Annotated in this window: 21 protein-coding genes; 12 read left to right on the top strand and 9 right to left on the bottom strand. The window is 68.5% G+C overall.

Translation table 11 applies throughout. The annotated features are described in order from the left end of the window. The gene (locus ACL03I_RS00750) at window positions 1-237 is read left to right on the top strand and encodes a hypothetical protein (protein WP_355071700.1); all 237 of its coding nucleotides are present in this window, start codon (window positions 1-3) and stop codon (window positions 235-237) included. On the opposite strand, the gene ACL03I_RS00745 is transcribed toward ACL03I_RS00750, so the two are convergent. Both ACL03I_RS00745 and ACL03I_RS00740 read right to left on the bottom strand, forming a co-directional pair. Continuing rightward, a complete protein-coding gene (locus tag ACL03I_RS00745; protein ID WP_412804886.1) occupies window positions 238-912 on the bottom strand; it encodes a suppressor of fused domain protein in 675 nt (224 codons plus the stop codon). Window positions 913-971: 59 nt separating this feature from the next. Next, entirely contained in the window at window positions 972-3,029 is a 2,058-nt protein-coding gene (locus ACL03I_RS00740; RefSeq protein WP_412804885.1) for an NAD(+) synthase, read from the bottom strand. A gap of 189 nt (window positions 3,030-3,218) precedes the next feature. On the opposite strand from ACL03I_RS00740, the gene ACL03I_RS00735 reads away from it, so the two are divergent. Both ACL03I_RS00735 and groL read left to right on the top strand, forming a co-directional pair. Then, entirely contained in the window at window positions 3,219-3,512 is a 294-nt protein-coding gene (locus tag ACL03I_RS00735) for a hypothetical protein (protein WP_355071706.1), read from the top strand. Window positions 3,513-3,724: 212 nt separating this feature from the next. Next, a complete protein-coding gene (gene groL, locus ACL03I_RS00730; RefSeq protein ID WP_355071708.1) occupies window positions 3,725-5,350 on the top strand; it encodes a chaperonin GroEL in 1,626 nt (541 codons plus the stop codon). Between the two features lie 75 nt (window positions 5,351-5,425). On the opposite strand, the gene ACL03I_RS00725 is transcribed toward groL, so the two are convergent. Next, window positions 5,426-6,424 carry an SMP-30/gluconolactonase/LRE family protein gene (locus ACL03I_RS00725; protein WP_355071709.1) on the bottom strand — a complete coding sequence of 333 codons (999 nt, stop codon included), beginning with the start codon at window positions 6,422-6,424 and terminating at the stop codon, window positions 5,426-5,428. 122 nt (window positions 6,425-6,546) lie between these two features. Between ACL03I_RS00725 and ACL03I_RS00720 the strand changes: the two genes are divergently transcribed. Beyond that, on the top strand, window positions 6,547-6,999 hold the full coding sequence (locus ACL03I_RS00720; RefSeq protein WP_355071711.1) for a MarR family winged helix-turn-helix transcriptional regulator: 453 nt from the start codon (window positions 6,547-6,549) through the stop codon (window positions 6,997-6,999). Between the two features lie 60 nt (window positions 7,000-7,059). Here the strand turns inward: ACL03I_RS00720 and ACL03I_RS00715 are convergent, their stop codons facing one another. Beyond that, window positions 7,060-8,232 carry an MFS transporter gene (locus ACL03I_RS00715; RefSeq protein ID WP_412804884.1) on the bottom strand — a complete coding sequence of 391 codons (1,173 nt, stop codon included), beginning with the start codon at window positions 8,230-8,232 and terminating at the stop codon, window positions 7,060-7,062. Between the two features lie 46 nt (window positions 8,233-8,278). Between ACL03I_RS00715 and ACL03I_RS00710 the strand changes: the two genes are divergently transcribed. Continuing rightward, window positions 8,279-8,599, top strand: a complete 321-nt coding sequence (locus tag ACL03I_RS00710) for an ArsR/SmtB family transcription factor (protein WP_355071715.1) — start codon at window positions 8,279-8,281, stop codon at window positions 8,597-8,599. A 13-nt stretch (window positions 8,600-8,612) separates the two neighbouring features. Here ACL03I_RS00710 and ACL03I_RS00705 read toward each other — a convergent pair whose 3' ends face one another. Beyond that, window positions 8,613-9,296: a ZIP family metal transporter gene (locus ACL03I_RS00705; protein WP_355071716.1), complete on the bottom strand. Its 684-nt coding sequence runs from the start codon at window positions 9,294-9,296 to the stop codon at window positions 8,613-8,615. A 54-nt stretch (window positions 9,297-9,350) separates the two neighbouring features. On the opposite strand from ACL03I_RS00705, the gene ACL03I_RS00700 reads away from it, so the two are divergent. The 3 genes from ACL03I_RS00700 to ACL03I_RS00690 all read left to right on the top strand — a co-directional run bounded on the left by ACL03I_RS00700 (window position 9,351) and on the right by ACL03I_RS00690 (window position 12,022). Next, entirely contained in the window at window positions 9,351-10,175 is an 825-nt protein-coding gene (locus ACL03I_RS00700) for an HAD-IIA family hydrolase (RefSeq protein ID WP_412804883.1), read from the top strand. Between the two features lie 308 nt (window positions 10,176-10,483). Further along, window positions 10,484-11,116, top strand: a complete 633-nt coding sequence (locus ACL03I_RS00695) for a TetR/AcrR family transcriptional regulator (RefSeq protein WP_355071720.1) — start codon at window positions 10,484-10,486, stop codon at window positions 11,114-11,116. Window positions 11,117-11,164: 48 nt separating this feature from the next. After that, a complete protein-coding gene (locus ACL03I_RS00690; protein ID WP_412804882.1) occupies window positions 11,165-12,022 on the top strand; it encodes an alpha/beta hydrolase family protein in 858 nt (285 codons plus the stop codon). A gap of 21 nt (window positions 12,023-12,043) precedes the next feature. Here ACL03I_RS00690 and ACL03I_RS00685 read toward each other — a convergent pair whose 3' ends face one another. Both ACL03I_RS00685 and ACL03I_RS00680 read right to left on the bottom strand, forming a co-directional pair. Next, window positions 12,044-14,101, bottom strand: a complete 2,058-nt coding sequence (locus ACL03I_RS00685) for a prolyl oligopeptidase family serine peptidase (RefSeq protein WP_412804881.1) — start codon at window positions 14,099-14,101, stop codon at window positions 12,044-12,046. A gap of 33 nt (window positions 14,102-14,134) precedes the next feature. Next, window positions 14,135-14,677: an AMIN-like domain-containing (lipo)protein gene (locus ACL03I_RS00680; protein ID WP_412804880.1), complete on the bottom strand. Its 543-nt coding sequence runs from the start codon at window positions 14,675-14,677 to the stop codon at window positions 14,135-14,137. 222 nt (window positions 14,678-14,899) lie between these two features. Between ACL03I_RS00680 and ACL03I_RS00675 the strand changes: the two genes are divergently transcribed. The 3 genes from ACL03I_RS00675 to ACL03I_RS00665 all read left to right on the top strand — a co-directional run bounded on the left by ACL03I_RS00675 (window position 14,900) and on the right by ACL03I_RS00665 (window position 18,186). Next, window positions 14,900-15,874 carry a dipeptidase gene (locus ACL03I_RS00675; protein WP_355071725.1) on the top strand — a complete coding sequence of 325 codons (975 nt, stop codon included), beginning with the start codon at window positions 14,900-14,902 and terminating at the stop codon, window positions 15,872-15,874. 73 nt (window positions 15,875-15,947) lie between these two features. Then, the gene (gene lpdA, locus ACL03I_RS00670; protein ID WP_355071727.1) at window positions 15,948-17,351 is read left to right on the top strand and encodes a dihydrolipoyl dehydrogenase; all 1,404 of its coding nucleotides are present in this window, start codon (window positions 15,948-15,950) and stop codon (window positions 17,349-17,351) included. Window positions 17,352-17,478: 127 nt separating this feature from the next. After that, window positions 17,479-18,186, top strand: a complete 708-nt coding sequence (locus ACL03I_RS00665) for a polysaccharide deacetylase family protein (RefSeq protein WP_412804879.1) — start codon at window positions 17,479-17,481, stop codon at window positions 18,184-18,186. Between the two features lie 377 nt (window positions 18,187-18,563). Here ACL03I_RS00665 and ACL03I_RS00660 read toward each other — a convergent pair whose 3' ends face one another. Together ACL03I_RS00660 and ACL03I_RS00655 are read right to left on the bottom strand one after the other, a co-directional pair. Then, window positions 18,564-18,992: a PPOX class F420-dependent oxidoreductase gene (locus ACL03I_RS00660; RefSeq protein WP_379248990.1), complete on the bottom strand. Its 429-nt coding sequence runs from the start codon at window positions 18,990-18,992 to the stop codon at window positions 18,564-18,566. Between the two features lie 36 nt (window positions 18,993-19,028). Next, window positions 19,029-19,427 carry a winged helix-turn-helix transcriptional regulator gene (locus tag ACL03I_RS00655; protein WP_355071732.1) on the bottom strand — a complete coding sequence of 133 codons (399 nt, stop codon included), beginning with the start codon at window positions 19,425-19,427 and terminating at the stop codon, window positions 19,029-19,031. A 96-nt stretch (window positions 19,428-19,523) separates the two neighbouring features. On the opposite strand from ACL03I_RS00655, the gene ACL03I_RS00650 reads away from it, so the two are divergent. Further along, complete coding sequence (locus ACL03I_RS00650) at window positions 19,524-20,375, top strand: SDR family oxidoreductase (protein WP_412804878.1); 852 nt, start codon at window positions 19,524-19,526, stop codon at window positions 20,373-20,375. Window positions 20,376-20,460 lie beyond the last annotated feature (85 nt).

Here is a 20,460-nt window from a genome sequence, read left to right as displayed (position 1 = left end):
ATGGGCGACGGGAAGTTTCGTGCGTGGACCGCGCTCGCCCTCGCGGTGCTCTTGCTGGTGATCGGCGTGGCCCGGCGATCGGTTGCCGCGCACGAGATTCGCAACGTCGTCAACGGATTGCGGGGCGCGCACGCCGCGCGGGCGCGCCATCGCCGGGCGCTGCGCACGCGGGGAGCCGGTATCCGCGGACCACGCGCGGCCGTTCCGGTCGCACACCACGCGACCTGGGCGGCGTGATCACCCTCGTCCGGCCAGGCCGCCGCCCCATCGGGGCCAGCGGGCTTGCGGTTTCGGCTCGGGAACCAACGGTTCGCGATGAATGTCGGTGACGAACAAAGGTAGTCGCGGTTCCAGCTCGGCGAGCAGTGCGAGGGCGCGCCCGCCTTGCGCCGCGCGGTACTCCCGCATGGTCAACCCGACGATCTGCAGGAACAGCACGCGGCCGTGCGGGCTGTCGATGGCGCCCAGTTCCGGGTCCGTCGTGAAGCAGACCGCGTGATTGGTGCAGTCCGCGTGGTCGGCCGCGATCGGCCCGTTCGTCTTGATGGTGTGCCCCGGTTCGAACCACTTGCCGGACTGGAAGACGTAGTGGGCGAGGTTCTGCATGAAGTTCGCGGGCCACGCGGGCGGTTCGGTGTCCTCGGGCCCGCGCGCCAAGCGGAAGGTGAACTCGAAGCCCCAGCCGGACTCCGCCGGGTTGTCCCATTCCTTCTCGTACAGCTCGGTCATCCCATAGCTGACGTAGTGCCAGTGCGGCACCGGATCGGTGCGGGAGTAGGCGCTGATCCCGTCGAGAGGGTCGGACCCGCCCAGCGACCACGGGTGGTCGGAGGCCCAATGGAAGGGTTCGATGTCGCCGTACAGCGGCCGCAACGCACCGTCGATGGCATCCCAGCCGAATCTCTCACTCACGCAGCCACCATAGGCAGGGGTGCGTCGGGCCCTATCCGGGGCGCCGGACACCGCGCCGGTCAGGCATCCGGCACGTTGCGGGCGAGCTCGTCCAGCCAGGCAGCCGCGGACGCGTCGCTCGGCGCGCGCCAGTCGCCGCGCGGCGAGAGCGAGCCGCCGGAGCCGACCTTCGGCGCGTTCGGCAGCGTCGAGCGCTTGAACTGGCTGGTCTGCACGAAGCGGCGCAGGAACTCGCCCAGCCAGTGCTTGACGGTGGCGAGGTCGTAGGCGTTGCGCTGGTCGGCGGGGACCAGATCGGGCCAGCGGCCGGTCGCCGGATCGGACCAGGCGTGCCAGGCCAGGTAGGCGATACGGCTGGGCAGGTAGCCGAAGCGCAACAGGTAATAGAGATGGAAGTCCTGCAATTCGTACGGGCCGACGGTCGCCTCGGAGCTCTGGGCCGGCGCGGAGGAGTCCTCGTGCGGAATCAGCTCCGGCGAGATCTCGGTGCGCAGGATCGACGAGAGCACCTCGTTCGCTTCGGCGCCGAACTGCTCGGTGTCCACCGCCCAGGCGATCAGGTACTTGATCAGCGTCTTGGGCACCGACGCGTTCACGCTGTAGTGCGCCATGTGGTCGCCGACGCCGAACGTGCACCAGCCCAGCGCGAGTTCGCTGAGGTCGCCGGTGCCGACCACCAGCGCACCGTGCATATTGGCCAGCCGGAACAGGTGCGAGGTCCGCTCGCCCGCCTGCACGTTCTCGTAGGTGATGTCGTACACCGGCGCGCCGTCGGCGGCCGGATGGCCGAGGTCGCGCAGCATCTGCGTCGCCGATGGGGTGATGTCGATCTCGCGCGCCGTGACGCCGAGGGCGGCCATCAGGCGGTGCGCGTCGGTCCTGGTCCTGGTGCTGGTCGCGAAGCCGGGCATGGTGTAGGCGAGCACGTTCTCCCGGGGCAGGCCGAGCCGGTCCATCGTCTTGGCCGCCACGATCAGCGCCTGCGTGGAGTCCAAGCCGCCGGAGACCCCGATCACCACGCGCTGCGTGCCGGTGGCGCGCAATCGCGTGCTCAAGCCCTCAACCTGGATGTGGTGCACCTCGGCGCAGCGCTCGTTGCGCAAGGCGGGGTCGGCGGGGACGTAGGGGAAGCGCGCGAGCTCGCGCTCCAGCGCCACCGGGGCCTCGGGGACGGGCAGCCGCACGTCGATGTGCCGCAGCGAGGTCAGCCGGTCGCGGTGGTCGTGCACGTTGTCGGCGAAGCTGGTGGTGCGCAGCCGGTCCGCGGCGAGGCGGCGCAGGTCCAGGTCGGCGGTGACCAGCTGGGGATGATCGGAGAACCGCTCGCCCTCCGCGAGCAGGTCGCCGTTCTCGCAGATCAGTGCCTGGCCGTCCCAGGCGAGGTCGGTGGTCGACTCGCCGGTCCCCGCGGCGGAGTACAGGTATGCCGCGAGATAGCGCGCCGAATGCGAGGTGCACAGCGACCGCCGGTAGTCCGCCTTGCCGATCACGATGTTGCTCGCGGACAGGTTGATCAGCACGGTCGCCCCGGCCAGCGCGGCGAAGCCGCTGGGCGGCAACGGAACCCAGCCGTCCTCACAGATCTCCAGGTGGAAGACGAACTCGTCCAGATTGCTCGCGCGGAACAACAGGTCGGATCCGAACGGCGCCCGGTGCCCGGCGACGGTGACGTGATCCTCCAGCGCCTCCCGCGCCGCCGCGAACTGACGCTTCTCGTAGAACTCCCGATAGTTCGGCAGGTAGCTCTTCGGCGCCACGCCGAGCACGATGCCCCGGCAGATCACGATCGCGCAGTTGAACAACCGGTGGTGCACCCGCAGCGGCGCGCCCACCACGAGCACCGTGTCGATGTCCGTACTCGCCGCGACCACCCTGGCGAGCGCCGCCTCCACCGCCGCGTCCAGCGCGTCCTGGTGGAACAGGTCGTCGGCGGTGTAGGAGGAGAGGCCCAGCTCGGGGAACACCGTGAGCACCGCCCCGGCCGCCGCGGCTTGCGTGGCCAGCTCGACGGTCTGTTCCACGTTGTAGGCGGGATCGGCCACCCGGATCCGGGGTACCGCGACCGCCACCCGGGCGAAGCCGTGCCGGTAGAGCGAATCGAACGGCAGGTCGTCCACCCGCGTCCCCTTCCGGGCTGAGGTTGATCATGGTCCACCCGGAATCTACGCCGCCCCGGCCGCCTCGGCGCGGTGCCTGGTTCACCCTGTCCCCAGGAGGGGTGTTGTGACCTGCGCTTTCATCGTCGGCGCCGGGCGGCGCGAATCGTCCGGCCGAAGATGTGAACCACTGGCGGCTAAGCTATAGCAATGGCGGATGAAACGGATTCCGACCTAATAGCGGGGGAACGGCGCGCAGATCTGCTGCGCGCGCTTTCGTATGTGTCCACCGAGTCCCAACCGGACGGCAGCTACGTGGTGAACGGCGACCTGCCGCCAGACGTCGCCCCGCCGTTCATTCGCGCGATCATGCGGGTGGAGGCGGAGTTGCTGCTGCACGACGCCGAGCTCGTCACCGTCGAGGACGGCGAGCCCCGCACCCCGGAGGAACGCCGTACCGACGCGTTCGTCGCGCTGGTGCTCCGTGTCGACGACCGCCCCTAGCCCGCGCGGACCTTGCACTCGGCACCCCTGAGTGCTAAAAATGCTTTTGGCACTCTCGACCTGTGAGTGCCAGGTCGGGACGGTGAGACCGGGTTCCCTAGACACCCTCGGTCGTCCGTCGCGGGCACCGAACCTGGCCAGCGTAACTGGGGCGACCCAACCGGCGGTCGTCCTGTGTGTCAGCCATACACATGGAGGATCTCAACAACGCCATGGCCAAGACAATTGCGTATGACGAAGAGGCCCGCCGCGGCCTCGAGCGGGGTCTGAACAGCCTCGCCGACGCGGTCAAGGTGACGCTGGGCCCCAAGGGTCGCAACGTTGTCCTGGAGAAGAAGTGGGGCGCCCCCACGATCACCAACGATGGTGTGTCCATCGCCAAGGAGATCGAGCTGGAGGACCCGTACGAGAAGATCGGCGCCGAGCTGGTCAAGGAAGTCGCCAAGAAGACCGACGACGTCGCGGGCGACGGCACCACCACCGCGACCGTGCTCGCCCAGGCGCTGGTGCGCGAGGGCCTGCGCAACGTCGCGGCCGGCGCGAACCCGCTGGGCCTGAAGCGCGGCATCGAGAAGGCCGTCGAGGCCGTCACCGCCAAGCTGCTCGACACCGCCAAGGAGGTCGAGACCAAGGAGCAGATCGCCGCCACCGCCGGTATCTCGGCAGGCGACGCGTCCATCGGTGAGCTGATCGCCGAGGCCATGGACAAGGTCGGCAAGGAAGGCGTCATCACCGTCGAGGAGAGCAACACCTTCGGTCTCCAGCTGGAGCTCACCGAGGGCATGCGCTTCGACAAGGGCTACATCTCCGGCTACTTCGTCACCGACCCGGAGCGTCAGGAAGCGGTCCTCGAGGACCCGTACATCCTGCTGGTCGGCTCGAAGGTCTCCACCGTCAAGGACCTGCTGCCGCTGCTGGAGAAGGTCATCCAGGCGGGCAAGCCGCTGCTGATCATCGCCGAGGACGTCGAGGGCGAGGCCCTGTCCACCCTGGTGGTCAACAAGATCCGCGGCACCTTCAAGTCGGTCGCCGTGAAGGCTCCCGGCTTCGGTGACCGCCGCAAGGCTCAGCTGGCCGACATCGCCATCCTGACCGGTGGCGAGGTCATCAGCGAAGAGGTCGGCCTGTCGCTGGAGAACGCCGGCGTCGAGCTGCTCGGCCAGGCGCGCAAGGTCGTCGTCACCAAGGACGAGACCACCATCGTCGAGGGCGCGGGCGACGCGGAGGCGATCAAGGGCCGGGTCGCGCAGATCCGTACCGAGATCGAGAACTCCGACTCGGACTACGACCGGGAGAAGCTGCAGGAGCGTCTGGCCAAGCTGGCCGGCGGTGTCGCGGTGATCAAGGCGGGCGCGGCCACCGAGGTGGAGCTCAAGGAGCGCAAGCACCGCATCGAGGACGCCGTCCGCAACGCGAAGGCCGCCGTGGAGGAGGGCATCGTCGCCGGTGGTGGCGTGGCCCTGCTGCAGTCGGCTCCGGCGCTGGAGGAGCTGAAGCTCACCGGTGACGAGGCCACCGGCGCGAACATCGTGAAGGTCGCGCTGTCGGCTCCGCTGAAGCAGATCGCGTTCAACGCGGGCCTCGAGCCCGGCGTGGTCGCCGAGAAGGTCGCCAACCTGCCCGCGGGTCACGGCCTGAACGCCGACTCGGGCGAGTACGAGGACCTGCTGGCCGCCGGTGTCGCCGACCCGGTCAAGGTCACCCGTTCGGCGCTGCAGAACGCGGCCTCGATCGCGGCTCTGTTCCTGACCACGGAGGCCGTTGTCGCCGACAAGCCGGAGAAGGCCGCCGCTCCCGCCGGCGACCCGACCGGTGGCATGGGCGGCATGGACTTCTGAGTCCGGCCACCCGGCAACACATTTCGAACCGGAAGCCGGTCCACCGCGAGGTGGGCCGGCTTCCGGCGTTCCGGGTCAGATTCCGTCGAGAGTGACGACGGTGAAAGGCGTCTTCGGGGTGCCGGGGGCCATCGGGCCGCCCTTGTCGAATTGGGAGGAGACGATCAGGATCCGGTCACCGGCGCGGGCCAGGGTGGTGGGGATGGACAGGGCTTCGTCGGTGCGTTGCTGCGCGAGCGTGGCCGTGGCGCCGTCGTCGGAGAGGGTCCAGCGGCTGATGGTGTTGGTCGTGTTGTGCGCGGCCCACAGGGTGTCGTCGCGCAGTTCCAGTCCGTCGCCCTGACGCAGATCGCCACCGCGCAAGGCCACCTTGCGGATCGGATTCGGGTCCGGAGTCAACGCGATGCGGTACAAGTCGCCGCGCGGCATGTCGACCGTGAGCAGATAGCGGCCTGCCGGATCGGCGACGATGCCGTTGAGGCTGAAGCCGCCCGGCTCGATCGGCGGCAGCGCGGAGTGCAGGTCGAACCGTGGGGTCAGTTCGGCTCGCCCACCCTGCGCTCTGGCGGCGGCCAGTTGATCGGGTGTCACGCGATAGACGAGCGCACGTGTGCTGTCGGTCAGATACGCCGTGCCGTCCGGGGTGATGGCGAGATCGTTCACGAAGCGGGGCTCGCTTCCGGGCACGGTGAAGTCGGCGAGCAGCGCGCGGGTCGCGATGTCGTACACCGCGACGCCGGTTGTCGAGTCGGTCACCCACAGCCGTCCGGCCGCGTCGACTTTCAAGCCGTTGGCGGTCTTGTGGTTGTTCGCGCCTTCGGGCAGGAAGACCTCGGCTCGGTGCGCGTTTTGCGTCGCGCGATAGACGGCGCCGGTGGTGTAGGAGCCGACGTAGCTGTCTCCCGTCCGCGCGTCCACCGCGATGCCCTCGGGGTAGGCCCGGTCGCCCGGCAGTTCGTAGGCGGTGTGGACGGCAGTGTTCGGTTCGTCGCTGGTGCCGCAGGCGACGAGCGGGAGGCAGGCGCTGGCTGCGGCCAGGCTCGACAGCAGGCGGAGGGGTAGTGCGTGGGGCATCGATTACCTCTTAGAGATCATGCATGCAAATGTGCTCACATCAAGCATCTTGCTCGAATCTAAGTTAGAACTCTAATATCAGTCAAGACTGAAACAAGAAGACGTGCGGATACCATGCGCTTATGACGTCGATGCCCGCCGCCGAACGGATCGGCTCGTACCTCAAACGGGCCGAGCAGTCCCTCAACACGGCCAAGAACGCCGCGTTGAAACCGGCGGGCGTCACCGTGCCCCAATACGCCGCGCTGCTGTTCCTCGCCGAGAATCCCGGTATCTCCGCCGCCGCCCTGGCCCGGCTCTGCGGCGTCACCCCGCCCTCGATGAACACCGTGCTGGGCAATCTGCAGGACCGCGGGCTCATCGAGCGCACCCCGCACCCGTGGCACAAGAACGTCCTGGAGACCACGTTGACCGAGAAGGGCGCGGCGGTCATGCGCGACGCGGACGCCCGCGCCGTCCGAGTCGAACGCGCCTTGGCCGAAGAATTCACCGACGCCGAGCGAGCCTCCTTGCAGGACTTGCTGACTCGCTGTGCCGACCGATTGGACTCGATCCGCCCCGGCCCTGCCGCTTAGTCGCCGGTAGCGGGGCACGCGGTATGGCGAGTGCCCCGCCCGATCCCGGCGACGGGTAGCTCATGCCGGAACTGGAGCCCTGGTGGGGGACTGGGTCTTCTGGAGCGCGAGGGCGAGGGCGAGGCATGCGATGAGCGTGGAGGTCCACGGGAGCCACTGGCTGCCGGAGGAATCCAGCACGGTCGCACCGATGATCGACCCGATTCCCGCGCCGAGGTAGATGGCCGATCCGTTCAGGCCGAGGGCGACGGTGGGCGCGTCATGGGCGATGCCGAACAGGCGATGCTGTTGCGGAACCAGGATCGCCGAACCGAACAGTCCGGTGATGGCGAGCACCACGAACACCGCCCACGCGGCATGGACGGCCACGCCGAGCAGTGCGAGGCCGACCAGCGCGCCCGCGAGTCCCACCGTCAGCGTGCGCTGCGGGCCGTAGCGGTCGACCGCACGCCCGGCCTGCGCGTTGCCGATCACCTGGCCGATGCCCATGGCCAGCAACAGCCAGGCGAGCATGCTCTGCGGCACCGATGCCGCGACCACCACGGGCAGGTAGACGATGGTGGTGTAGACGGCGGTGATCTGCGTTGTCGTCACGATCAGCACCCGCAGCACCGGCGGACGGGTCAGCACGCCGATCCGGGCGCGCAGTCCCGTGCTCGGCAGGGTCACCCGTGGCAGTAGCAATACCAGCAGCGCGGCGATGGCTCCGCCGAGCGCGATGCCCCACAGCACGCCGCGCCAGCCGATCCAGCGCTCGGCGAAGATGCCGATCGGCACGCCCGCGACGCTGGACAGCGTGATACCCGCCGTCACGATCGCCAGTGCCCGCCCCCGATGGGCTTCATCGGCGACGACGCCGGCGACGGCGTACGCGTTGGCCTGGAAGGCCGCCGCCCCGATGGCCGCGACGACGCGCGCCGCGGCCATGACGCCGAAGCTCTCCCCGGCGGCCTGCCCGATCATGCCGACCACGAAGAGCGCGGCGCCGCCACCGAGCAGCACGCGGCGATCCCAGGACCCGGTCGCCGCCGCGATCAGCGGTGCGGCGATGGCGTAGGTCCAGGCGAAGATCGTGGTCAGCTGCCCGGCGGTGGACACGGAGACGTGCAGATCGGCGGCGATCAGCGGAAGCAGGCCGCTGAGCACGAAGCCGTCGGTGCCGAGCACGAAAGTGCCCACGGCGAGCGGGAGCAGCGACCGGTAGAGATTATTTGATGGTTGTCGAAACATCATAGGATGAGCGTGAGATACAATTCGATCGTTGTCAAATGATCGGGGAATGGAGATGCGTACGCTGCCGCAGCCGAGTACCGCCGACATCGATCTGGTCCGCGTGCTGAGCGCGCTCGCCGACCCGGTGCGCCTGGAACTGGTGCGCGCGCTCGCCGGGGAACGGGAACCGTTGAGCTGCAATGTCCGAGAGTTCGACGTGGAGATCACGGCGGCCACCGCCTCGCACCACTGGAAGGTGCTGCGGGACGCGGGCGTCACGATGACGTTCGTCTCCGGCCGCAATCGGCTGGTCGCGCTACGGCGCGAAGATTTGAATCAGCGCTTCCCCGGCCTGCTGGACGCGGTCATCAGCGGCGCGCGGCGCTGACGACCGCCGCCGGTCAGCGCAAGATGAAAGCCACGAGAAACCCGGCCGCCGTGGCCATTCCGACCCACCAGCCGCCTTCTCGGTAGGCCTCCGGCATCAGTGAGTCGGCCAGCACCGCGATCGTGGCACCGCCGGCGAACGCTTGCACCGCGCCGATGTGGGTCTCGGACAAGTTGTCCGACAACGCGTTTCCGAGCATCGTGACCAGTACGAGCACCGCGCCGGTCGCCGTCCACAGCCAGAGGGCGCGGTGCCGCGCCACGCCGTGCTGGTCGCGCATCAGCGCGGCTCCGCTGATCGCCTCGGGCACGTTGCCCACGGCCACTGCCACCAGCAGCACCAGTCCGCCGCCACCGGTCAGTGTGACGCCGAGCGCCGTGTTCTCCGGGACGCCGTCCAGCACCGCGCCCAGCATCAGCGCCCAGCCGAGCGCGCGGGGACCGAGCTTGTTCTCGATGAGGTGATCGGCCACCACGTAGACCCCCGCGCCCGCGAGCAGCGCGATCGCGGCGATCGTCGCGTTCTGGCGAAAGGCGGGCTCGAACAGCTCGGTGGACACCGCCGCGATCATCGTGCCCGCGCCGAAGGCCATCAGGGAGGCGAGCACCGCCTTGGGCAGTTGCCACCGCGACCCGATGGCAGCGCCCAAGACCAGCGGTACGGCCGTGCCGAGTCCGTAGAGCAGCGCCTTCATCATGGGAACACCCTAAGTCGGCATGCCGGGCCATCGGGTCGGTCGTACGCTGAAGCCATGCCTGACCGCGTCCGGATCCGAGGCGTGCTCTACGACATCGACGGCGTCCTGGTGACCTCCTGGCGGGAGATCGCGGGCGCCGCCTCAGCGGTGCGCCGGATCCGGGAGAGCGGCCTGCGCCGGGCGTTTCTGACCAACACCACTTCGCGTACCTGCGCCGAGATCGCGGAACGCCTGTGCGGCGCGGGTATCGAGGTCGAACCCGCCGAGATCGTCACCGCCGCAAGACTCACCGCCGAGTTCGTGCGCGGGCGCTACCCCGGCGCCGCCGTCTGGGTGCTCAACCACGGCGACATCGATGCCGACCTCGCCGGTCTCCGGCTCGACGAGGAACATCCGGACGTGGTCGTGATCGGCGGTGCGGGAGCGGAATTCACCCATGCCGCACTGAGTCGAGTGGCGGAACTGATGCTGGACGGCGTGCCCGTCGTCGCCATGCACAGCGGACTGACCTGGGCGACCGCGGACGGATTGCGTATCGACGCGGGGGCGTATCTGCCCGGCTTGGAGGCGGCGGGCAATGCCCGCATCGAGGTGGTGGGCAAGCCCGCGGCCCCCGGTTTCCGGACCGCCGCGGGGCTGATGCGCCTCGAGCCGGCGGAGGTCGTGATGATCGGTGACGATCTGTACTCGGATGTGCTTGCGGCGCAGGACGTCGGGTTGACCGGCGTGCTGGTGCGCACCGGCAAATTCCGGCCGGGCGTGCTGGCGTCGGCCGACCGCGCGCCGGATCACGTCATCGATTCCGTGGTCGATCTGCCGGAATTGCTGGGCGGTTCGGTGGGAGCCGGCGAACTCGCCGTAACCGACGAATCGGAATGAAACAAAAAATTCTACAGTTTCCCTCTAAAATTGCCCGCAAGCGCGACGCTGCTAGGTATCGTCTGTTCCGGCAAATAGCCAGTGACAAGAAATCTCCTACGGCCCAGATCGGAGTTGCCGAATGCTCGATCCGTGGAAAAGAGTGCTTGTGCGCAAGCTACTATGGTCGCCGGGCTTCTGTCCGGCGACCATTTGATGAGGTAGCAACTGCTCAGCCAACTTTCGGCTAACCGTAGATTGGTCGAGGGTTGTAACGAAGGGCCCGATCCGTGACGATGAGTTCGGGCCCTTCTGTATTGTCTGCCCCAATGTCACAGGATGCGAATACGGGTCGAATGTATGCCGGGCAACCCGTGGAGGACCGGCAACGTCAGCGGCGTGCGCGTTTTCTGGAGTCAGGCCTGACGGTCTTCGCGCGGGACGGCTACGCCAACAGTTCGGTCGGCGCCATATGCAAGGACGCCGGACTCTCCTCGCGACAGTTCTACGAGGAGTTCACCGGGCGCGAGTCCCTGCTCCTAGAGCTGTACGAGCAGATCGACCGGGAGTCGCGGGACGCCGTGAAGAAAGCGTTGGACGCGAAGTCCGGCGCGAAGGCCCTGGACGTCATCGACGCCGCGGTTCGCGCCTACGTCGAATCCATCGGTTCCGATCCGCGCAAGGCACGCGTCGCCCTGGTGGAAGTGGTCGGCGCGGGCCCGAAGGTGGAAAAGTTCCGTCTCGCGGTGCGCCGGGAGTGGGGTTCGCTGCTGGCCGGCGCTGCCGAAGACGCCGCCCTGCACGGTGAGATACCCGCGGGCGACTACGAAATGCGGATGCTCGCCATCATCGGCGGTGTCAACTATGTGGTCGACTCGTGGAGCGGCGCGGAGCCGCGCCCGCCGCTCGACGACGTGATCCGGGTGCTCAGCAGGGTGATCATCGGCGCGGTCCGCGCATAGCGTCCCGGCCTGCGGGATCAGGCGCGATGAGCGCGGTAACGTGCGGGGATGCAAACAGTTCCGATCCAGATGCCGGACGGCACAACGGTCCCGGTGCGGTTGATCCCCGCCGGGGGTCCGCACCGGCACGCGGTGGGTCCGGACACGCCGCGACCGGTGCTGGTGATCGTGCCCGGGCTCGGCGTTCCGGGGGGCTACTACGAACTGTTCGCCTCGGGACTGGCCGCGCGCGGGTTCGACGTGGCCATCGGCGAGCTGCGCGGCAACGGCGACAGCAGGCCGAAGCCGAGCTCCGCCAGCACCTTCGGCTACCACGAACTGGTCGCGGTGGACTTCCCGGCGATCTTCGAGGTGGTCCGCGAGCAGTTCCCGGACAGCACGCCGTACCTGCTCGGTCACAGCATGGGCGGCCAGCTCGGCGTCATGTACGCCGCGCGCGTCCGTGGCAGGCTCGGCGGGCTGATCCTGGTCGCCTCCGGCACCCCCTATTACCGTGGCTATCGGGGACTTTCGGGTCCGGGCATGCTGGTCGGCACCGCGGCGATCTCGCTGACGGCCAACCTGGCCGGCTTCTGGCCCGGTGACCGTGTCTCGATGGGTTTCGGCCGCCAGTCCAAGGTGCTGATCTCCGACTGGGCCCGGCTGGCGCGCACCGGCCGGTTCGTTCCGGTCGGCGCGGACATCGACTACGAGGAGCGCATCGCGCGGCTGAAACTCCCGGTGCTGTCCATCACGATCACCGGCGACGACCTCACCCCGCCCAGCTCCGCCGAGCATCTGCTGGAGAAGCTGCCCAACGCGGAGGTGACGCGCTGGCGCCAGCCGGAACCACTGGGCCACAACGGCTGGATCCGGCAGTACACCAGCACCGTCGACCAGATCGAGAAGTGGTTGCGCGACCGCTGAGCGTTCCTGCGCGCCGATCCGTCAGCCGCGTCGTTCGATCAGCATCTGGGTGAAGAACTCGTAGATCAGCGCCGCCTGGAAGGCCGACTGCTTGTTGTCGGCCGCGCCGCCGTGGCCGCCTTCGATGTTCTCGTGGTACCAGAACTCGTGGCCCTGCTCCTCGAGCAGGGCGGCCATCTTGCGGGCATGGCCGGGGTGCACCCGGTCGTCCCTGGTCGAGGTAGTGAGCAGGATCGGCGGGTAGGCGCGGTCGGCGCGCGCGTTCTGGTAGGGCGAGTACTTGCCGATGTACTCCCATTCCTCCGGTTTGTCCGGGTCACCGTACTCGGCCATCCACGAAGCGCCCGCGAGCAGCAGGTGGTAGCGCTTCATATCCAGCAGCGGCACCTGGCAGACGATGGCGCCGAACAATTCGGGGTAGCGGGTCAGCATCACACCCATGAGCAGTCCGCCGTTGCTGCCGCCCACCGCGCCGAGCTGGTCCGCGGTGGTGATGCCGCGCGCGACGAGGTCTTTCGCGATCGAGGAGAAGTCCTCGTACACCTTGTGCCGGTTCGCTTTCTGCACCGAGGTGTGCCACTGCGGTCCGTACTCGCCGCCGCCACGGATGTTCGTCATCACCCACGTCCCGCCGCGCTCCAACCAGCCCATGCCGGACGCGCCGCTGTATGCGGGGGTTCGGGACACTTCGAAACCGCCGTAGCCGGACATCACCGTCGGCCCCGGCGCGTCCTTCCGGTCACGATGGCGGATCACGAAGTACGGCACCGGCGTGCCGTCGTCGGATGTGGCGAAGAACTGCTCGGTCTCCACCCCGTCGGCGTCGAAGAATCCGGGTTCCTGTTTGAGCCGCTCGGTGCGCCCACCGACGGCACTGGCCAGCAGCGTCGCCGGGGTGGTGAAGCCGCTGGTGTTGAGCATGAACTCGTCGCCGCTCTCCAGCGGGTCGAGATTCAGGACGCTGGTGGTGGCCATCGGCGGGGTATCGGCAAGCGGCTCGCGGCGCCAGCCGTCGGATCCCGGCGTCAGCACGTAGAGCTTGGTCTGCACGTCCTCGAGCGTGACCAGCAGCAGGTGGTTCTCGGTCCAGCCGTAGCCGTGCAGTGAGGTGTGCGCGTCCGGGGTGAAGATCACCTCGAATTCCCGTGCGCCGGAGAGGAACTTCTCGAAGTCGATGGCCAGCAGCGCGCCCGCGGGATAACTCGTGCCGCCGACCTCCCACGGCGACTTCAGCCGCACCAGCAGCCAGTCCTTGTACCAGGACTCACTCGCGTCGGTGGGGATGTCGAGGTGCCGCAGGGCTCCGTCGTCCTCCAACAGGTAGACCTCTTCGTTGAAGAAGTCGGTGGCGCGGCCGACGTAGTGCCGTTCGTAACCCGGCGTGCGGTCGTAACCCGCCGAGACCGCGACATCGCCGCTCTCGCCCTCGAAGACGGTGGTCGCCTCCTCCAGCGCGGTACCGCGCCGCCAGCGTTTCGCGATGCGCGGATATCCCGAATCGGTCAGTGTGCCAGGGCCGAAGTCGGTGCCCACGTACACCGAGTCGATGTCGATCCAGCGGATCTCCGACTTGGCCTCGGGCAGGAAGAACCCGCCATCGGCCGGATCGAGGAACACCCTGCGCTCCATGTCGAACTCGCGGACGACCTTCGCGTCCGCGCCGCCGCGCGACAGGCTGATCAGCGCGCGGGACTGTTCCGGGCGCAGCACCGCCGCGCCGCCCCACACCCAGTTCTCGTCCTCGTCGGCGGCCACCGCGTCCAGGTCGATCAGCACGTCCCAGTCCGGCGCGTCCTCGGCGTACTCGGCGAACGTGGTGCGCCGCCAGAGGCCGCGCGGATGCTGGGCGTCCCGCCAGAAGTTGTAGAGCCAGGGCCCGCGGCGGGATGGGTAGGCGATCTTGGTGTCGGTGTCGAGCATGTCGAGGATGCGTCGCTCCAGGTCGCGGAAGCGATCGGAGTCGGCGAACCGGGCGCGCACGACCGTGTTGTGCGCGCGAGCCCAGTCCAGAGCGCGCTCGCCGGTCACTTCTTCCAGCCAGAGGTAGGGATCGGTCACATTCCGCTCAACGCCGCTCATCCCCACATTGTTGCCGAGCCGCGCGGCGCGGGGTCACCAGGAGTGCGCTACATCGATCACGATGCGCGATCCGCTGCCCGGCCCGGCCAGGGTGGACACCTGGAACGGCAATCGCGCGCGCGTGCCCAATCCGACGTTGGTCTGACCTTCGAAGGAACCGGCCCAGGCCACCTGGCGGAAGGTCCGGTAGTCCCGCACGTCGGCGAGTTCGGCCCGATTCGCGGGGGTGTAGGTGGGGTTGAACGCGTCGTCGTAGGCCGGGGCGTAGACGGCGATGCTCAGGAACGCGCCGCCGCGCAGCGTGACGGGTGCGCCGGAGCCGTCCATGACCACTCGCTCGACGTAGCCGACGTGATAACCGGTCACCGGACCGGCGATGTCGAGCACCAGGCGGTCGAAGCAGTCGTGCCGCCCGGCGCGGATCCCGGTCAGCGGCGTGAGCATCCGGGCTCGGCTCACCTTGGGTATCGAACCCCAGCCGGAGGCGCACGCCGGGGCGGCGGAAGCCGGGGCGGGGGCGACGAAAAGACCGGCGAGGGTCACGAAGGAGACGAACAGGAGAAGCAAGCGACGCATGGTCGCACCGCCTTCGGGCACAGGAGGGATTGATGTATAACATGCATCGGTCCAGGTGGATGCCTCGTTACCGATGGGTGAGGGCGAAAAGTGTTGGCGGTCGCGGCAACTCGGTCACGGCACGGCGGCTCGGCGGCCCGGCGTTCGCTGCGCGCCTGTGCTCGCTCGGCGCCAACAGTAGGATCGCTGCTCCGAGGCTGGATCCGACCAGGAGGTTCGAGGTTGCCCCCCTTTCTCTGGGAACAGCACTGCTGTCTGCCGCTGTCGCCCGCCGCGCGCATCGGCGACCTCGCGCGCTACCCGGCCGGATCGTATCTGTCGGTGAACGTCGGCTACTCCCGGCAATCGACCGCGGACTCCATGGCGCTGCTGGATCGATTCCGCCGGGATGCCATGGCGGACGGTCGGTTCCGCCTCGTCGAGACCGTGGCGGACATCGGGGCCGCGGACACCATCGCGCTGGCCTTCGATCTGGAGGACGCCGGGCCGCTGGGCGGCGACCTGGACAACGTCGCTCGCTTCTACGACCTCGGCGTGCGGTCGTTGCTGCCCGCCTACAACCACGCCAACGCCGCGGGCTGCGGCTGCCTGGACACCGAGGACACCGGGCTCACCGGTTACGGGCGCGATCTCGTTCACGCGTTGAACGAAGTCGGCATGTTCGCCGACGGTTCGCACTGTTCCCGGCGCACCGGGCTGGAGCTGGCCGAGCTGAGCGTCGTCCCGATGATCTACAGCCACTCCAATTTCGCCGCGCTGTGGGACCACCCGCGCAACATCACCGACGACCAAGCGCGCGCCTGCGCCGCGACCGGCGGTGTCATCGGCATCAACGGCGTCGGCATCTTCCTCGGCCGCAACGCGCCCCACGAGCGCGCCGAGCGGATCGCGGCGATGGCCCGCCACATCGAGTACGGCGTCGAGCTCGTCGGGATCGAACACATCGGCATAGGTTCGGACTACTCCTTCGACGCCGACGACTTCAACGCCGAACTACAGCAGAACCCCGAGGCCTTCTCCGAGGCGTACACCCAATGGGGGCCCCTCCACTGGACTCCGCCCGAAGACCTCCTCGGCCCCTCCGAAGTCCCCACCCTCGACGCGGCCCTCTCCCAGCGTGGCTTCACCTCCGCCGACCGAGCCGCGATCTTCGGTGAAAACTTCCGCCGCGTCGCCCGTCAGGTCTGGCGTAGCTGACGGGTGTGGCCCACGCCTCACTGTGGTGGGGGATGGGTGGGTGAACTACCCGCTGCGGAGTTAGGCTCGGGTCGTGACTTCCCACTACGATGTCGTCGTTCTCGGCGCTGGTCCCGGCGGATACGTCGCCGCTATCCGCGCCGCTCAACTCGGCCTGCGAACAGCGATCGTCGAGCAGAAATACTGGGGTGGTGTGTGCCTCAACGTCGGCTGCATCCCGTCCAAGGCGCTGCTGCGCAACGCCGAGCTCGCCCACATCTTCACCAAGGAGGCGAAGACCTTCGGCATCTCCGGTGAGGTGAACTTCGACTTCGGGGTCGCCTTCGACCGCAGCCGCAAGGTCGCCGACGGCCGGGTCAAGGGCGTCCACTTCCTGATGAAGAAGAACAAGATCGACGAGTTCGACGGCAAGGGCACCTTCACCGGCCCGAACTCGCTCTCGGTCGAGCTCACCAAGGGCGGCACCGAGTCGATCACCTTCGACAACGCGATCATCGCGGCGGGTACCGTCACCAAGCTGCTGCCCGGCACTCAGCTCAGCGCCAACGTGGTCACCTACGAGGAGCAGATCCTCACCCGTGACCTGCCCGGCTCGATCCTCATCGTCGGCGCCGGCGCGATCGGCATGGAGTTCGGTTACGTCCTGAAGAACTACGGCGTCGACGTGCGCATCGTGGAGTTCCTCGATCGCGCGCTGCCGAACGAGGACGCGGACGTCTCCAAGGAGATCACCAAGCAGTACAAGAAGCTCGGCATCACCATCACCACCGGTGCGGCCGTGCAGTCCATCGAGGACGACGGCGCCAAGGTCACCGTCGCGATCAAGGACAACAAGACCGGGTCGATCGAGACCGTCACCGTAGACAAGGTGCTGCAGGCCGTCGGCTTCGCCCCGCGCGTCGACGGCTACGGCCTGGAGACCACGGGCGTCGTGGTCACCGACCGGGGCGCGATCGGGATCGACGACTACATGCGCACCAACGTGCCGCACATCTACGCGATCGGCGACGTCACCGGGAAACTGCAGCTCGCGCACGTCGCGGAGGCCCAAGGCGTGGTCGCGGCCGAGACCATCGCGGGCGCGGAGACCGTTCCCCTCGGCGACTACCGGATGATGCCGCGCGCCACCTTCTGCCAGCCGCAGGTCGCCAGCTTCGGCCTGACCGAGCAGCAGGCCCGTGACGAGGGCTACGACGTGAAGGTCGCGACCTTCCCGTTCACCGCGAACGGCAAGGCCCACGGCCTCGGCGACCCGACCGGTTTCGTCAAGCTCGTCGCCGACGCCAAGTACGGCGAGCTGATCGGCGGGCACCTCATCGGCCCGGACGTCTCCGAACTGCTGCCCGAACTCACCCTCGCGCAGAAGTGGGACCTGACGGTCAACGAGCTGACCCGCAACGTCCACACTCACCCGACGCTCAGCGAGGCCCTCCAGGAAGCCTTCCACGGCTTGGCCGGCCACATGATCAACTTCTGATCCCTTCGCGTCGAAAGGGCGTGCGGTCGATGATCGCACGCCCTTTTTCGCTGTCCGGCAAGGGTTTCCGCGCCGGTAGGGTCGTCGGCGGTCGGCATCGGTGCGAGCGTTCTGCTATACAGCGTGCATGTTTCGCAGGTGGCTGATCGGAAGTGTGCCGGTGCTCGTCGTGGTGGTGCTGCTGGGGACGGGCACCTTCTACCTGATGAAGGCGCGCACCTTCCAGTTGGCCGGTCACGTGGTCAGCCGGGTGGACACCGACGCGCGGGTAGTCGCGCTGACCTTGGACGACGGGCCGTCCGATCGCGCGCCCGAGGTGCTGAAAGTGCTCGCCGACGCGCAGGTTCCGGCGACCTTCTACCTGAACGGGCGTGATCTCGCCGAACACCCGGAGTATGGCCGGGCGATCGCCGCGGCGGGCCACGAGATCGGCAATCACACCTATTCGCATCGGCGGATGGTCTTCGTGACGCCCGGCACGGTCCGCGACGAAGTGGAGCGCACGGACGCCGAGATCATGCAGACGGGTTACGTGGGCCCGATCACCTTCCGTCCGCCTTACGGCAAGAAGTTGTGGGTGCTGCCGCATTATCTCGCCGAGCACAACCGCGTCACCGTGACCTGGGACGTCGAGCCAGATTCCGGCCGGGCCGGCGTTACCGCGGACGACATCGTCGCCGAGACGCTCGGCAAGGTCCGCCCCGGGTCGATCGTTCTGCTGCATGTCATGCACGGCAACGCGGAGCCCTCGATCGCCGCCATCCCGCGCATTGTCACCGAATTGCGTGCCGCGGGATACCAATTCGTCACGGTGTCCGATCTCATGTCCCGCTGATCCGACCGGCCCGGCGCACTGGCCGTCGTCGACGGCGGTCGATGCGCGGGGCTGCCGGGTGACGGCGGATTTCGCGGCCCGCGCCGACCGCGGAGCCGAGCCGGTCGGCGGCGCGGCGAGGTCCGGTCGGCGGCGCACATCAGCCGCCGCGAGGTGGGGCGGGGTACGGCGTATCCGCTACTGCTACGCGCGCCCACGCGCCGATCCGGTGTCTGTCTCGCCACCCAGTCGTGGGCGCTCTCGGCCCGGCTCGGGTAGCCGGACGGGCCGCCCTGCTTCGCCTTGTGCGGGGCAAGTGGGCTATGCCCGCGCGGCCGCAGGCACCGACGGAGGCGATGCGCCGGAGCGTCGGTGTTCGTGGCGCAGGATTCGTTCGGCTACCCGGCGGCCGGGAGCATGCCGTAGGCGTGAGTCGGGGTGAACAACACCAAGGCGCGGCGGTCGGTGACCATCGCGTTGCGGTATTCGTCCCAGTCCGGGTGCTCGCCGGTGGCGGTGCGGTAGTAGTCGACGAGTGCGTCGACGGTGGGGTCGTCTGGCTCGGCGGCGACGGGGGTGAGTTCGACCGTGCCTTCGAGGACGGCATACGCGAAGAAATCGTCGCGGGTCACGTGCAGCGCCGCCCACGGGTCCCGGACGAGGTTGTAGTATTTCGCCCGGTCGGCGGTGATGGAGATGCGAATGCGGCCATCCGCGCCCACGACGTGCAGCACGTTGGACAGTTGCGGTCGTCCGTTGCGGCGGATCGTGGTGAGCACGGACCTGCGGTGGTCGCGGGCGAAATCGACTGCGGCGGCGAGTTCCATGCCCGTGTAACCCGCGGTGACGCTGGTCTCTTCCCGTCAGTCGCGGTGGTAGGCGGCCTGCGCCTCGCGCACGCGCGGCATGTTGGTTTCCAGTACCCGGATGAGCGCCTCCAAGCGGTCGGCCACCTCGACACCCAGGTTGGTGAGGGTGTACTCGACCCGGGGCGGAATGGTTTCCTGCACCTCGCGGTGCACCATGCCGTCGCGTTCCAGGGCCTGCAGGGTCTGCGACAGCATGCGCTCGCTGACGCCGTCGACCCGCCGCCGCAAGGCGCTGAACCGGTACGGCCCCTCGCGCAGCGCGACCAGCGCCAGGGTGCCCCAACGACTGGCGACGTTCTGCAGGACCGGCCGCGACGTGCAGTTCCGGGCGAAGACGTCGGCTTCCAGCGTGGGATCGTCGGCGTCCGCCGAGGCAATGCGCTGGGTGGACATACTTCGATAGTACCCAACTTGACCATAGTGGCTACAAGGTGCATAGTGCTTACGAATAGTTAGTGCTATTCGAACATGCCGAACTTGGAGGTAGTCATGACCGTCGCGGTGACCGGGGCCAGCGGACAGCTGGGCCGGCTCGTAGTGGACGCGCTGTTGAAGGTGGGATCGACACCGGTCGTGGCGATCGTGCGCGACCCGGCGAAGGTGGCCGACCTGGCTGAGCGTGGCGTGGACGTCCGGCAGGCCGACTACGACGACGCGGCCGCGCTGGACCGGGCGCTCGCGGGTGTCGACCGGGTGCTGCTGGTCTCCGGTAACGAGTTCGGCGCGCGCGTGGCGCAGCACACCAACGTCATTCGCGCCGCTGAGCGGGCCGGTGTGGAATTGCTCGCCTACACCAGCATTCCCGGCGCGACCGACAATCCGCTCATTCTCGCGCAGGAACACAAGGGCACCGAAGCGGTGCTCGCCGAATCGGCTGTGCCACACACAGTGCTGCGCAACGGGTGGTACTGGGAGAACTACCTGGGCGGTCTGGCGCACGCGGTGGAGTCCGGCGTGCTGCACGGCGCGGCGGGTGAAGGTCGCGTGGCGGGCGCGGCGCGGGCAGACTACGCCGAAGCCGCCGCCCGGGTGCTGACCACCGACGGCCACGCGGGCCGGGTATACGAACTCGGCGGCGACGACCGGCTCACCTATGCCGAACTGGCCGAGGCGATCTCAGAGGCATCGGGCAAGCCGGTGCGCTACGAGAACCTTCCGCAGGCCGACTATGCGGCTGGTTTGACCGGGGGGGGATTGCCCGCCCAGTTCGCCGAGGCACTTGCCGACGCCGACGCCGGTATCGCACAAGGCATCCTCGACGTCCGCTCCGGCGACCTGGCGCGACTGCTCGGCCGCCCGGCGACTCCCGCCGTCGACGTCTTCCGCGCTGCGCTCGCCTGACATCATCCGAGCCGCTCGAGGAGAGGGCGAAGCGGGACCGGGCAGGCGCTGTTCGCGGCCCGGCTGGCGTCCGAGTGGCCGCCGC

Source organism: Nocardia sichangensis (assembly GCF_047200615.1).
Taxonomy (GTDB): Bacteria; Actinomycetota; Actinomycetes; order Mycobacteriales; family Mycobacteriaceae; genus Nocardia; species Nocardia sichangensis.
This window is presented reverse-complemented; position numbering and strand designations above follow the sequence as displayed.

Excerpts from the sequence above, each read along its gene's own strand:
- ACL03I_RS00750 (WP_355071700.1), top strand. The coding sequence starts at position 1 with ATGGGCGACGGGAAGTTTCGTGCGTGGACCGCGCTCGCCCTCGCGGTG.
- ACL03I_RS00735 (WP_355071706.1), top strand. The coding sequence starts at position 3,219 with ATGGCGGATGAAACGGATTCCGACCTAATAGCGGGGGAACGGCGCGCA.
- groL (WP_355071708.1), top strand. The coding sequence starts at position 3,725 with ATGGCCAAGACAATTGCGTATGACGAAGAGGCCCGCCGCGGCCTCGAG.
- ACL03I_RS00725 (WP_355071709.1), bottom strand. The coding sequence starts at position 6,424 with ATGCCCCACGCACTACCCCTCCGCCTGCTGTCGAGCCTGGCCGCAGCC.
- ACL03I_RS00720 (WP_355071711.1), top strand. The coding sequence starts at position 6,547 with ATGACGTCGATGCCCGCCGCCGAACGGATCGGCTCGTACCTCAAACGG.
- ACL03I_RS00715 (WP_412804884.1), bottom strand. The coding sequence starts at position 8,232 with ATGATGTTTCGACAACCATCAAATAATCTCTACCGGTCGCTGCTCCCG.
- ACL03I_RS00710 (WP_355071715.1), top strand. The coding sequence starts at position 8,279 with ATGGAGATGCGTACGCTGCCGCAGCCGAGTACCGCCGACATCGATCTG.
- ACL03I_RS00705 (WP_355071716.1), bottom strand. The coding sequence starts at position 9,296 with ATGATGAAGGCGCTGCTCTACGGACTCGGCACGGCCGTACCGCTGGTC.
- ACL03I_RS00700 (WP_412804883.1), top strand. The coding sequence starts at position 9,351 with ATGCCTGACCGCGTCCGGATCCGAGGCGTGCTCTACGACATCGACGGC.
- ACL03I_RS00695 (WP_355071720.1), top strand. The coding sequence starts at position 10,484 with ATGTCACAGGATGCGAATACGGGTCGAATGTATGCCGGGCAACCCGTG.
- ACL03I_RS00690 (WP_412804882.1), top strand. The coding sequence starts at position 11,165 with ATGCAAACAGTTCCGATCCAGATGCCGGACGGCACAACGGTCCCGGTG.
- ACL03I_RS00685 (WP_412804881.1), bottom strand. The coding sequence starts at position 14,101 with ATGAGCGGCGTTGAGCGGAATGTGACCGATCCCTACCTCTGGCTGGAA.
- ACL03I_RS00680 (WP_412804880.1), bottom strand. The coding sequence starts at position 14,677 with ATGCGTCGCTTGCTTCTCCTGTTCGTCTCCTTCGTGACCCTCGCCGGT.
- ACL03I_RS00665 (WP_412804879.1), top strand. The coding sequence starts at position 17,479 with ATGTTTCGCAGGTGGCTGATCGGAAGTGTGCCGGTGCTCGTCGTGGTG.
- ACL03I_RS00660 (WP_379248990.1), bottom strand. The coding sequence starts at position 18,992 with ATGGAACTCGCCGCCGCAGTCGATTTCGCCCGCGACCACCGCAGGTCC.
- ACL03I_RS00655 (WP_355071732.1), bottom strand. The coding sequence starts at position 19,427 with ATGTCCACCCAGCGCATTGCCTCGGCGGACGCCGACGATCCCACGCTG.
- ACL03I_RS00650 (WP_412804878.1), top strand. The coding sequence starts at position 19,524 with ATGACCGTCGCGGTGACCGGGGCCAGCGGACAGCTGGGCCGGCTCGTA.